The organism is Gryllotalpicola sp. CP2-P1, from assembly GCF_057512245.1.
In genome coordinates, this window is record NZ_JBLRDT010000078.1 from 1 (window position 1) to 12,001 (window position 12,001).

13 protein-coding genes are annotated in these 12,001 nt (G+C 69.8%); 9 read left to right on the top strand and 4 right to left on the bottom strand.

The window, feature by feature from the left end; genetic code table 11:
- Window positions 1–25: 25 nt before the first annotated feature.
- Entirely contained in the window at window positions 26–1,324 is a 1,299-nt protein-coding gene (locus ACM2XV_RS07980) for an HNH endonuclease signature motif containing protein (protein ID WP_487026551.1), read from the bottom strand.
- 193 nt (window positions 1,325–1,517) lie between these two features.
- Between ACM2XV_RS07980 and ACM2XV_RS07985 the strand changes: the two genes are divergently transcribed.
- The 4 genes from ACM2XV_RS07985 (at window position 1,518) to ACM2XV_RS08000 (ending at window position 4,812) form a co-directional block, all read left to right on the top strand.
- Complete coding sequence (locus ACM2XV_RS07985) at window positions 1,518–3,161, top strand: sensor histidine kinase (protein ID WP_487026552.1); 1,644 nt, start codon at window positions 1,518–1,520, stop codon at window positions 3,159–3,161.
- A 64-nt stretch (window positions 3,162–3,225) separates the two neighbouring features.
- Entirely contained in the window at window positions 3,226–3,831 is a 606-nt protein-coding gene (dcd, locus tag ACM2XV_RS07990) for a dCTP deaminase (RefSeq protein ID WP_344776146.1), read from the top strand.
- A gap of 29 nt (window positions 3,832–3,860) precedes the next feature.
- Window positions 3,861–4,367: a hypothetical protein gene (locus ACM2XV_RS07995; RefSeq protein WP_344776148.1), complete on the top strand. Its 507-nt coding sequence runs from the start codon at window positions 3,861–3,863 to the stop codon at window positions 4,365–4,367.
- 175 nt (window positions 4,368–4,542) lie between these two features.
- Window positions 4,543–4,812, top strand: coding sequence for a hypothetical protein (locus tag ACM2XV_RS08000; protein ID WP_487026553.1), 270 nt, complete (start codon window positions 4,543–4,545; stop codon window positions 4,810–4,812).
- Between the two features lie 52 nt (window positions 4,813–4,864).
- Here ACM2XV_RS08000 and ACM2XV_RS08005 read toward each other — a convergent pair whose 3' ends face one another.
- Together ACM2XV_RS08005 and ACM2XV_RS08010 are read right to left on the bottom strand one after the other, a co-directional pair.
- Window positions 4,865–5,440, bottom strand: a complete 576-nt coding sequence (locus ACM2XV_RS08005; protein ID WP_425553424.1) for a GTP pyrophosphokinase — start codon at window positions 5,438–5,440, stop codon at window positions 4,865–4,867.
- Between the two features lie 320 nt (window positions 5,441–5,760).
- On the bottom strand, window positions 5,761–7,092 hold the full coding sequence (locus ACM2XV_RS08010) for an MFS transporter (RefSeq protein ID WP_344776151.1): 1,332 nt from the start codon (window positions 7,090–7,092) through the stop codon (window positions 5,761–5,763).
- 23 nt (window positions 7,093–7,115) lie between these two features.
- On the opposite strand from ACM2XV_RS08010, the gene ACM2XV_RS08015 reads away from it, so the two are divergent.
- Window positions 7,116–8,015 carry a class I SAM-dependent methyltransferase gene (locus tag ACM2XV_RS08015; protein ID WP_487026554.1) on the top strand — a complete coding sequence of 300 codons (900 nt, stop codon included), beginning with the start codon at window positions 7,116–7,118 and terminating at the stop codon, window positions 8,013–8,015.
- 20 nt (window positions 8,016–8,035) lie between these two features.
- Window positions 8,036–9,427: an MFS transporter gene (locus tag ACM2XV_RS08020; protein WP_487026555.1), complete on the top strand. Its 1,392-nt coding sequence runs from the start codon at window positions 8,036–8,038 to the stop codon at window positions 9,425–9,427.
- Between the two features lie 86 nt (window positions 9,428–9,513).
- Here the strand turns inward: ACM2XV_RS08020 and ACM2XV_RS08025 are convergent, their stop codons facing one another.
- Window positions 9,514–10,080, bottom strand: a complete 567-nt coding sequence (locus ACM2XV_RS08025) for an NUDIX domain-containing protein (protein ID WP_344776157.1) — start codon at window positions 10,078–10,080, stop codon at window positions 9,514–9,516.
- A 135-nt stretch (window positions 10,081–10,215) separates the two neighbouring features.
- Between ACM2XV_RS08025 and mscL the strand changes: the two genes are divergently transcribed.
- From mscL to ACM2XV_RS08040, 3 genes are all read left to right on the top strand, one after another.
- The gene (gene mscL / locus ACM2XV_RS08030; protein ID WP_344776159.1) at window positions 10,216–10,653 is read left to right on the top strand and encodes a large conductance mechanosensitive channel protein MscL; all 438 of its coding nucleotides are present in this window, start codon (window positions 10,216–10,218) and stop codon (window positions 10,651–10,653) included.
- Between the two features lie 171 nt (window positions 10,654–10,824).
- Entirely contained in the window at window positions 10,825–11,151 is a 327-nt protein-coding gene (locus ACM2XV_RS08035) for a hypothetical protein (RefSeq protein ID WP_344776161.1), read from the top strand.
- A 69-nt stretch (window positions 11,152–11,220) separates the two neighbouring features.
- A partial coding sequence (locus tag ACM2XV_RS08040; protein WP_487026556.1) for a sigma-70 family RNA polymerase sigma factor occupies window positions 11,221–12,001 on the top strand: 781 nt, incomplete at its 3' end.

Below are 12,001 nucleotides of genomic sequence, written 5' to 3' on the forward strand. Positions count from 1 at the left end.
GCAGAGCTCTCCCCCGCGTGCAAAGTCAGGGACTGACGGGTGCCTGGGTGCTCGTCGTCACCGCTTGCCAATCGGCGACCATGCCGCCGTAGGACCAGCGCACCTGCGGTCGTCCATCGACTATGCGGATCTGCCACGGGCCGCTCTCGACCTGGTCGTGATGGAAGGGGCACAGAAGGACACCGTTGTCGACGTCGGTGGGACCGCCCTCGAGCCAACTGACCACGTGGTGGGCTTCGGCGCGGTAGGCGGGCACGGTGCAGCCGGGAATGATGCACTCACCGCCGTCTCTGGCGACCATGGCGCGGCGTTGGCGCCGGTTGAAGCCGCGCTTGGTGCGCCCGAGGCGCAGGAACGCCCCCGCCTCAGTCAGGACGACCTCTTGCAGGCCGCCGCTGCAGGCCACCTTCCGGGCGACGCTGACGCTGGTCGGCTCGGATGACCCGGCGATGAAGGCGAGGCCCGTGCCGGCGGCGAGCTCGGCCTCTGTGGTGGTGACCCAGACCATGGGGTGGTCGCCGCCGACCTCGAGGGTGTCGGCGTCACGGGCGTGGGCGGCGAAGACGTCACGCAGCCCGTCGGCGTACTTCTGGCCGATGGTGCGTGGATCGGCGGGTGCCTGGGGGCCGGGTTCGAAGGTGACCTTGCGCTTCGGGCTGGCGTAGCCGTCGAGCACGGTGCGGATCGTCGCGGCGTGCTCGACGGGCAGCAGTCCGGAGACGCGCGCGAGGCCGCCTTCCTCTTTGCCGATCCAGAAGTACCGCTTCTCGTGCGCGGCTGCGGCCCGCTGCTCGACGAGGTCGGGGGTGAGGTGGGCGGCGCGCTGGTGGGCTTCCTCGCGCACCCGGTCGGCCGGCGCTGCGGCTGCGAGTTCGACGAGCTCGGCTTCCACCGCGGCCACCTCGGAAGGCGCGACGCCCTCTGCGGCCTTCGTGAGCTCGCCGGCGATCGCCTCGGCGCTCTCGCGGCCGATGCGCCCGTCGAGCACCGCGGCCTCGACGATGGGCAGCTTGGCGAGGTCCTCCACGTCGGCGACGAGCCGCCGGGCGGACTTCCCGGACGTTCCGGTCATCGCCTCGACGGCCTGCGCGGCGGTCTTGTGGCCGAGCCGCTTGGCGAGCGAGTCGCCGCCGGGGGCCGGGTCGGAACGGCGGTTCAACTCTGCCGCGCCGGCCAGCTCGAGTGCCTCGATCTGACGACGTGCGGCGCTGACGCGGCCGAGGAAGTCGACCACCTGCTGGTCGGTGAGCGTGCACGGGTCCACGGGCAGCAGCGCCGCCAGCTGTGTGAGCGCCGTTGCGGCGCCGGACCCGACCGAACTCATGGGAATAAAGCTACGCCACAGAGCAACGCAACGCAATAGAAAATATAGAACAAGTATCCACAGATTCGCGACACCGCCCGCACTCTCCACAGGCGACCGCGGCCCGAGGCATCCGCCCCCCACTCAACCACTCACCGCCGACGCAACCGCCGCCGCCCGGCCGCCTCACCCGCCCCGCGACTAACCTGAAGCCGTGGTCGTCGGCACATCGGTTGAAGCGCGACTGCGCGCCCTGATCCAGGCGAACGAGCAGCTCGTCTCCGCCCTGGATCTCGAGGTGGTGCTGCGCCGCATCGTCGAGCTCGCCATCGAGCTGTCCGGCGCGCAGTACGGTGCGCTGGGCGTCCTGTCCGCGACCGCGCCGACCACTCCGAGCGGCAAGCGGCTCGAGCGCTTCATCTACGTCGGTCTCGACCCCGACCAGGCCCGCGCGATCGGCCACCTGCCCGAGGGGCACGGACTGCTCGGCGCGCTGATCGACTCGCCCGAGCCGATCCGCATCGACGAGATCGGTGCAGACATCCGCTCGGTCGGCTTCCCCGCGCACCACCCGCCGATGCACGAGTTCCTCGGCGTCCCGGTGCACTCGCGCGACACGATCTTCGGCAACCTCTACCTCACCAATCACGAGGGCGGCTTCACCGCCGACGATCAAGAGATCGTCACGGCGCTCGCCGCCACTGCGGGCCTCGCGATCGAGAACGCCCGGCTGTTCACCGAGACCGCCCGGCGCCAGGCGTGGACGGCCGTGACGGCCGAGATCACCGCGGCGCTGCTCGCGGGCGACGAGCACGACCCGCTCGCCCTCATCGCCGAGCGCGTGCACGAGATCGCGGACGCGGCCGTTGCGCTCGTCCTGGTTCCGGCGACGGGCGAGCAAGCGGATGCCCGCAAGCCGGACACCTTGCGCGTTGCCGCCGTCTCGGGCCTTGGGTGGGAAGAGGCGCTGGGCGACGACGCCCCCGTCGCCGACTCGCTCGCCGGGCGTGCGTTCCTCAGTGGTCAGCCCGAGTTCGCCGACCGCATGCCCGCCGTATATGCCCACGACGGCATGCTCGGCCCGACCCTCGCCCTGCCGCTCACCGCCGAGGGCTCGAGCAGCGGGGTGCTGCTCATCGGGCGCTCTCGCGACCAGGTCGCCTTCAGCCCGGCGACCCGCCAGATGGCCTCGGAGTTCGCGGCCCAGGCGAGCCTGGCGCTGGCGCTGGCCCAGGCGCGCGACGCCCGCCAGCGCATGGCGCTGGTCCGAGACCGGGGGCGCATCGCGCGCGAGTTGCACGACAACGTCATCCAGCAGCTCTTCGGCTCGGGGCTCGAGCTGCAGGGCCTGCTCGGCACCGGCATCGGCGAGGACGCGAGCGCCAGCATCATGCGCGTCACCGATCAGCTCGACGACGCGATCAGCCAGATCCGGCTCGCGATCTTCGCGATGACGGCGACGCAGACGGATGCCTCTTCCCTGCGCCACCGCGTCATCGACGTCGTCGAGCAGTTCCGGCACGAGCTGCTGCGCAGCCCCCGCATCGACTTCCGGGGGGCGCTCGACTCGAGTGTGACCGCCGAGCTCGCCGACGACGTCGTCGCCGTCGTGCGCGAGGCGGTCGCGAACACCGTCAAGCACGCACACGCCAAGACCGTCAACGTGTCGCTCGCGCTCGCCGAGGGGCGGCTGCGCGTCGAGGTGGCGGATGACGGGCGAGGCGGCGTCGACGAGAGCACGCGCCGCAGCGGCCTCGCCAATCTGCGCGCCCGTGCCGAGGCCCGCGGCGGCACGCTCTCGATCGACTCGACGCGGGCAGGCACCCGCCTGACGTGGGAGGTGCCGGTCTCTCCCTGACGGATGCCTGAGGTTCGGGCATCCGCATCGAGATCGCCCGCGACCCTTTGGATAGGCTGGCCGCGTGCTGCTCAGCGACCGCGACATCAGGGCCGAACTCGACAGCGGCCGGATCCAGCTCGACCCGTACGAGCCCGGAATGATCCAGCCGTCGAGCATCGATGTGCGCCTCGACCGCTTCTTCCGGCTGTTCTCGAACCACAAGTACCCGTTCATCGACCCGGCCGAGAACCAGCCCGACCTGACCCACCTCGTCGAGGTCGACGGCGATGAGCCCTTCATCCTGCACCCGGGCGAGTTCGTGCTCGGCTCGACGTTCGAGCGCGTCACGCTGCCCGACGACGTGGCGGCCCGCCTCGAGGGCAAGAGCTCGCTCGGCCGCCTCGGCCTGCTGACACACTCGACCGCGGGCTTCATCGACCCGGGCTTCACGGGTCACGTCACCCTCGAGCTGAGCAACGTCGCGACGCTGCCGATCAAGCTCTGGCCCGGCATGAAGATCGGCCAGATGTGCTTCTTCCGGCTCACCTCGCCGGCCGAGAAACCCTACGGCTCGGCCGACTACAGCTCGCGCTACCAGGGCCAGCGTGGCCCGACGGCGTCGCGCAGCTACCTCAACTTCCACCGCACCGACGTCTCGTCCACCGAGACCGGTCGACCGGAGAACTGACCGCACCCACTCACCACCAGGAGGCCGGCATGGAACTCGACGCAGCAACCGGGCAATTCGTTGAGGCCCTGCTGGCCGAGGGGCACCACAGTCTGCGCAACTTCCGCAAGCTGGTCGGGTCGTGGCACGTGACAGGTCAGCGACTCGATGAAGAGACGGGCGAGTGGATGCCCCGCGAGTTCGACTACCTCGTCGCGTGGGTGCTCGAGGGCCGGGCGATCCAAGACCTCGAGGTCGTCACCGAGCCCGACGGCACGCGCCGCACGGTCGCGATCGGCTTGCGGGTCGCCGACCCCCAGGCGGGAATCGCGCGCGTGAGCTTCTTCGCCCCCGACTCCAACGAGTTCGCGAGCATGATCGCGTCGACGTGGCGGGGCGGCGTGCGGCAGGACGGCTCTCAGAACGACGGGCGCCCGATCAGGTGGAACTTCACCGACATCCGCGAAGACGGCTACGACTGGCAGGGCTGGGTCTCCGACGACGAGGGTGTGACCTGGCGCCTCGTCGAGGAGCTCCACGGCGTCCGCACGGCATAGCGCCGCGCCGCGCCCCGGCCGCCGGGCCCGCGAGACGGCAGTAGATGCCGCAATCCGCCGCGAGAACGGCAGTTGGGGTCGTCTGACGGCCGGCGAAGCGCGGAACATCTGCCAGAACCTCGACGATGGTCTGGGGTGCCGCTAGGTTGGGGGCACCTCTACGAAAGGCAGTGCCGTGGGTCCCTGGGTGATGTCGGTCGGTGTGCTCTCCGCGGGCCTCGGCTATCTTGTTCTGTTCGCCATCGCCGCGTGGATCCTCTACGGCGTGGTCCAGGGGGCCGTGCGTGCCGCCCTCGACGATCACTACCGCAAGGTCCAGTGGTACGAGCAGACCGGGCTCTGGTACAGCGGCCGCCCGCCGAAGGGGCTGCCCGATGCGACGCAGCTCACGCGCGCGGAGCGCAAGGAGCTGCCCAAGTCCGCGCGCCCCGAGCACGGCGCGTAGGCGCGCAGCGCGCAACCGCAGGCGCAGGCGCAGCGCAAGCGCGCAGCCGCCCTTATGCTCGCCGCACCTGGTGGTGCAGGCGCTCCATCTTCGAGTCGAGATCGGCCGCGACATCCGCCGCCTCGCGCAGCCCTTCGAGCATCTCGGCCGGGACATCCGCGTCGTACTTGTAATAGATCTTGTGCTCGAGGCTCGCCCAGAAATCCATCGCGACGGTGCGCAGCTGAACCTCGACGACGACGGGAACGGGCCCGTCGGAGAGGAACACGGGGATCTCGATGATCGCGTGCAGACTCTTGTAGCCGTTGGGCTTGGGGTTCGCGATGTAGTCCTTGACCTGGATGACCCGCACGTCGTCCTGTGCGGTGAGCGCGTCGAACACGCGGTAGACGTCGCTCACGAACGAGCAGACGACGCGGATGCCGGCGATGTCGGTGATCGCCTCGCGAATCGCCTGGTACGACGGCTCGACACCCTTCCGTGCCACCTTCTCGAGCACCGACTCCGTCGTCTTGAGCCGGGAGTTCACGTGCTCGATGGGGTTCTCGGCGTGCAGCGCGGCGAACTCTTCGCGCAGGATCGAGATCTTGGTCATGACCTCGTCGATGGCGAACTTGTACGGCATCATGAACCGCGAGAAGTCGTCGCGCAACGCGTAGATCTCGCTCAGCGCGCTGTCGCCGAGCTGTTCGAAGACCGCCTCGGTGGACTCGGTCACGATGCGCTTGTCGGCAGGTTCTACGGGGCCGAGGGGGACGACGTCGCTGGACACGTCATAGACCCTATGGACACAAGGTGAGCGGATGCCGCGAGCGAGCGTTCCGTTCGGTCAGTTTTGCGTCCCCGCCCGACGTCTGCGTCCACGGCCGTAGGCGCATCTGTCGGCGCGGGGCGCAAAACCCGGGCTACTACACGGCGGGCTACACGGCCGAGCCGCAAGCCCGAGCGCTAGCGGGTGCGCGCTGCTAGCTTCCCCTGCCCCGGCCGCACCGGAATCATCACGAGCAAGCCGATGAGCAGCACCAGCACGATGCCGATGATGCCGTAGATCTGGTGGCCGAACAGATCGACGAAGAGGGCGAACGCGGTCGGGGCGAGGAAGGTCGCGGCGCGCCCCGTCGTGGCGTACAGCCCGAACACCTCACCCTCGCGCCCCTCGGGAATCAGCCGGGCGAGGAAGGTGCGCGACGCCGACTGCGCGGGGCCGACGAACAGGCACAGGATCAGGGCGAAGACCCAGAAGATCGTCGCGCCGCCCGTGTGCAGGAAGAAGATGAGGGATGCCGCGACGACGAGCCCGATCAGCGAGGTGACGATCACCGGCTTCGGCCCGACGCGGTCGTCCAGGGGGCCCGTGGCGATCGTCGAGACGCCGGCGACGATGTTCGCCGCGATCGCGAAGATGATGACCTCGCCGCTCGAGAAGCCGAAGGTGCCGGCGGCGAGCACGCCGCCGAAGGTGAAGACGCCCGTGAGGCCGTCGCGGAAGATCGCCGAGGCGAGCAGGAACCAGATCGTGTTGCGACTCAGCGTCCACAGCTCGGTGATGGTGCGCCACAGCGTGACGTAGGCGCCGAAGAACGAGCCGCGTTCGCGCGCGACTTCGCGCGGCACGTGCGGCTCTTCGACGGCGACCAGCACCGGGATCGCGAACGCCGCGAACCAGACCGTCGCGACGAGCATCGAGATGCGGATGTTCCAGCCGCCCTCCGTCGGGACGTGCAGCGCCCCGCCCTCGCCCGAGATGAAGAGGATGTACACGATCAGCAGCAGCACGATGCCGCCGACGTAGCCGAGTCCCCACCCGAGGCCCGACACCCGGCCGATGGTCTTCGCCGTCGAGACCTGCGTGAGCATCGCGTTGTAATTGACCGCCGCCAGTTCGTAGAAGATCGTGCCGACCGCCACGGCGATGAGGCCGAACCACAGGAATCCCGGCTCGGACTTCACGAAGACCGTCGCGAGCAGCGACAGGGCGACGAGGGCCGAGAAGATCGCAAGCCACAGCTTGCGGCGGCCGGCGGCGTCAGACAGCTCGCCGGTGACCGGTGCGGTCAGCGCGACCAGCACGCCCGCGACGCCGAGCACCCAGCCGAGCAGCGCCGAGGTGTGGTCGGTGTCGCCGAAGCTCCTGCTCGTCAGATAGACCGTGAAGACGAACGTCGTCGCGACCGCATTGAATGCGCTCGAACCCCAGTCCCACGCGCCCCACGCGAGGATCTTCCGGGTCGGGATCTTGATGTCGTCAGGCGACTGCGCGAGAGGCGACGCTGTGCTCACGACGCACACCATAGTGTGGTCAGGTGGCCTTCGCGGATTGGGCGGGCATCGCCGCGCCGTACGACCGTTCGTTCGGCGCGCTCTGCGCGTGCACCGTGCCCGAGCTGCTCGGCGAGCTGGGCGCACCGGGCCTCCTGCTCGACGTCGGCACCGGCACCGGTTCCGTCGCGGTCGCGGCGGCGCGCGCCGGCTGGCAGGTCGACGCGTTCGACGCCGAGCAATCGATGATCGACTTCGCGCGCTCCCGACCCGCGCTGGTCGACTCGTCGCAGCCGAATGCCGCGGGTCGACTCGGCGAAGCCGAATGGAGACCGGGCCCCGCAGGCCGCCGGATTGAGCCGGCCGAGACCATCCGCTTCACCACCGCGACGCTCCCCGAGCTGCCCTACGACGACGCCGCGTTCGACGCGGCCGCCGCCAACTTCGCGATCAACCACGTCGACCACCCGCGCGAGAGCCTCGCCGAGCTGCGCCGCGTGCTGAAGCCCGGCGGGCGCTTCGCCGCGACGGTCTGGCCGTGGGGGAAGGCGCCGAGCGCGACCGCGGTGCTGTGGCGCGAGATCCAGGACGAGACGGGCGCCTACCCGCCGCCCGGCAACCGACTGCCCGCGGGCAGCGACTTCGACCGCAGCGAGGCCGGGCTGTCGGCGCTGTTCGAGGAGTGCGGCTTCACCGGCATCCGCGCTCGCCGCGTCGAGTTCGAGTGGGCCGTCGACGCCGACGCGCTGTGGTCGGGTGTCGAGGCGGGCATCGCGCTGATCGGCTACGCATATCGGGCGGCGGATGCCCCGACAAGACGCCGCATGAGAGCGGCCTACGACGCCCGCACCCCCACGTTCACCGGAAGCGACGGGCTGCTGCACTTCCCACAGGCGGCGGTGCTCGCCGTCGGGACGCGCCCGGCTCAGGCATCCGATAGTTAGCAAAGCTAAACTAAATCTCGATGACCACCGCAGCACTCGCCCTCACCTCGTCGCCGCTGCGGCGCAACCTGGCCGTCGTCTCGATCCTGCTGTCCACGCTGATGGCCACGATCGACACGTCGATCGTCAACGTCGCGCTGCCCCAGCTGTCGAAGCAGCTCGCGGTGCCGCCGTCCGAGACGGTGTGGGTGGCGACCGCGTTCCTGCTCGCGGTCGCGTGCGCCGTGCCCGCGACGAGTGCACTCGGCGATCAGGTCGGCCGGCGGCGCCTCTACCTCGTCGGCGTGCCGGTCTTCACGCTCGCATCGCTCGGGTGCGCACTGTCGCCGACCCTCGGGTGGCTGGTCGCCTTCCGGGTGGTGCAGGGGCTCGGGTCCGCGGTGATCCTCGCGGTCGCGCTTCCGCTGTTCCGCAACATCTTCCCGCCCGAGAAGCTCGGGCAGATCTTCGGCATCAACGCGATGACCGTGGCGCTCGGCACCTCGATCGGGCCGACGCTCGGCGGCGTCATCCTGCACGGGCTGAGCTGGCCGTGGCTGTTCCTCATCAACGTGCCGATCGGGGCGGTCGCCTTCGTGCTCGCGATCTTCTTCGTGCCGGGGCGCACGCAGCAGCGTGGCGACTACGACACGCAGGGGGCGCTCTTCGCGGCGCTCGCGATCGCGTGCTTCCTCATCGGCGTGCGGCAGCTCGCCGCGCTCTCGACGCTGTGGCAGGGGGTCGTGCTGCTCGTCGCTGCGGGATTCTTCACGTGGCTGTTCATCCGCCGCGAGCGCCGCGCCGTGCGCCCGCTCATTCCCCTCGGGCTGTTCACGGGGGTGTTCAGCCTGACCGTCGGCACCGCGTGGGTGTCGTTCCTCGGGCAGGGCATCGCCTTCATCGCGCTGCCGTTCCTGTTCCAGAGCGCCTATGGTGCCTCTCCGCTCGAGTCCGCCCTGCTGTTCACGCCGTGGCCGCTCGTGATCGTCATCGTCGCACCGCTCTCGGGGCGCGTCGCCGACCGGGTCCGGCCCGCGTACCTCGCCGTCACGGGGCTCGTGATCCTGACGATCGGCCTCGCCATGTGCGCCCTGCTCGGCTCGCACCCGCCGATCTGGCTCGTGCTGGTCTCGACTGCCGTCTGCGGGCTCGGATTCGGCACCTTCCAGAGCCCCAACAACCGCGACATGATGGCGGCCGCGCCGCTGCGCTACGCCGCGTCGGCCTCTGCCGTGCTCAACACGAACCGCACGGTCGGCCAGTCGGCCGGCGCCGCGGCGGTGTCGATGGCGCTCGTGCTCTCGGGTGCGGCGGCGGGCTCAGTCACCGAGCAGGCCGCGGCCGCGACGACGATCCTCTGGGTGGCGGTCGCCGCGGGCGCCGGTGCCGCGATCCTCTCCGCGGTGAAGCTGCGAGCGACGACCCCGGCCTGAGCCGCCGGCGCTCACCCACCCTCTGGCACCCTCTGCCCCCGAAGTGTGAGTTCGGGTTGCTTCCTGGCGGGCCAAGGCACCCGAACTCACACTTCGGGTGAAGAAGAGGGGCAGAAAGCCAGCCGGCCGAGCCTGATCGCCGCGAGCGCCACCGCCGCGACCGTCTCGTTGTCGGTGATGCGCCCGTCACCGATCATCGCGAGCACCTCGCCGAGCGGCACGAACCGCACGCCGGAGATCCCCTCCTCGAGCTGCTCGCGTGAGGCATCCGCCACCTGACGAAGCCCGCGCGCGAGGAAGATGTGCTCGGGCGCGAGCGCGGCGCCGTTGAGCGCATATTGCGTTCCCAGTTCGACCCACTCGGATGCCTCAAGGCCGGTCTCTTCCACGAGCTCGCGCTGCGCGGCCACCAGCGGCTCCTGCCCATCGCTGCCACCCGCGGGCACCTCGAGCGACGACCCCACCGTGTATCGGTCGATCTCGACCAGGGCGACCCGCTCGGCGTCGTCGAGCGCCACGACGAACACCGCCGGCCGCAGCTCCACGACGCCGTAGAGCCCCTGCGAGCCGTCGGGGTGCACGACCTGGTCCTCGCGCACCCGGATCCAGGGATTCTCGTACGCGGTGCGGGTGCTGAGTGTCGTCCAGGCCATGACTCGAGCCTAGAAAACGGCCCTCCAGAAAAAGTTCCAAAAAAACTTCGGCAGCCGCGTCACGATCCGCGTCACCCCAGGTCTCTTCAAGGCGTACGGAACGAAACCGCACGAAAAACCGGATCTGGAGGATTCATGCTGAAGGGGTTCAAAGAGTTCCTCTCGCAGGGGAACGTCATCGACCTCGCGGTCGCCGTGGTCATCGGCACGGCGTTCACGGCACTTGTCACGGCGGTGGTCACGAAGATCATCAACCCGCTCATCAGTGCCGTCTTCAACGCGAACAGCCTCGACAAGGCGCTCACGGTCGACATTCCGACCGTCTCGGGCGGCCACTCGACGCTGTACTTCGGCGCTGTGGTCGGCGCGGTGGTCAACTTCGTGATCATCGCGGCGGTCGTGTACTTCGCCTTCGTGCTTCCGCTTCAGGCACTCATGAAGCGGCGCGCGGCGGCGGCCATGCCGGCGGAAGGGGCGCCGATTGGGCCCAGTGACATCGAGCTGCTGACGCAGATCCGCGACTTGCTCGCGGTGCGCACCGACTTCAGCGGCAGTCGTCACCGGGCCGACTAAATAGACCGGCCGACAAGGGGGTGCCCGCAACCGACTGGGAACGCGCGCGGGCTTGGGCCGAGAGCGGCCGCCATGGGGGTGGCGGCCGCTCGTGTCTCCCTTTTTCAGACTTTGAAGCTTCGAAGCGCCGCGGTCGCGGCATCCGTTCGATCACAGAAGAGAGCAGAACAAGTGAACGAGGTCATCGAACTCGACGAGCTGCGCGTCGCGCGTGCCCTTGCCGAGCAGAAGGCGCCCGGCGACTGGCGCGCGTTCGTGCGGGCCGTCGCCCGCGACGTCGTCGAGCACCTGCCCGACGTGGTGGTGTGGAAGACGGCGCCGGCCCTGCTCAACGTGGCGGCGACGACGCTGTCGGCCGCGGCGCTGAGCGGCGGTCTCAGCGTGCAGCGCATCGACGGCGCCCTGTGCCTCATGGTGCGCGAGTCCGAGGAGGTTCTCATTGAGATCATGTCTGTGCGGCTTGCGGTACCCCGCCCTTTGGTCACGGTGCCGATGTAGCTTGCGCGACAGTCGTCGCGTATCGTACAAGCGCACTGCCTTGTCTACCCCCGCACCGAGCTACGACCTATGACTGCACTTCCCCAGCCCACTGAGCCTGCTGAGAGCGGGCCGGTCGGCGCGTCCGCGGAAAGCGATGCCGAGCTGCTCGAGCGGGTCCGCTCGGGCGACAAGCAGGCCTACGGTGCCCTCTGGGACCGCCACCATCGCGCGGGGATCAGCGCGGCGCGCGCCATCACCTCGGCCTTCGACGCCGACGACCTCGTCTCCGAGGCGTTCGTGCGCGTGCTCAAGGCGATCGAGCGCGGCAACGGGCCGACAGCGGCGTTCCGGCCGTATCTCGTCACGACCATCCGCTCGGTCGCGGCCCGCTGGGGCGCGCAGCCGAACGAGATCACGCCTGACGAGCTCGAGGTCGTCGACCCCGACTCGAGCGATGAGGCCTTCTCTGAGCGCTTCGACCAGAGCCTGACCGTGCGGGCGTTCAACACGCTGCCGCAGCGCTGGCAGGAGGTGCTCTGGTACACCGAGGCCGAGCAGCTGCCGCCGCGCGAGGTCGCCGCGATGATCGGCATCAAGCCGAACGCGGTGTCGGCGCTCGCGAAGCGCGCGAAAGAGGGCCTCAGGCACGCCTGGGTGCAGGCGCACATCTCCACCGTTCCCGAGAACTCCGAGTGCCGCTGGTCGATCGACCGGCTCGCGGCCCAGACCCGCAAGGCGCTGCCCGCTCGCGAGCAGGAGCGCCTCGACGCCCACCTCGACGAGTGCGACCGCTGCCCGCTAGCCGCCGCCGAGATGACGGCGGCGTCGCGTCGCCTGGGCGCGCTCATCCTCATCGGATTCCTGGGCG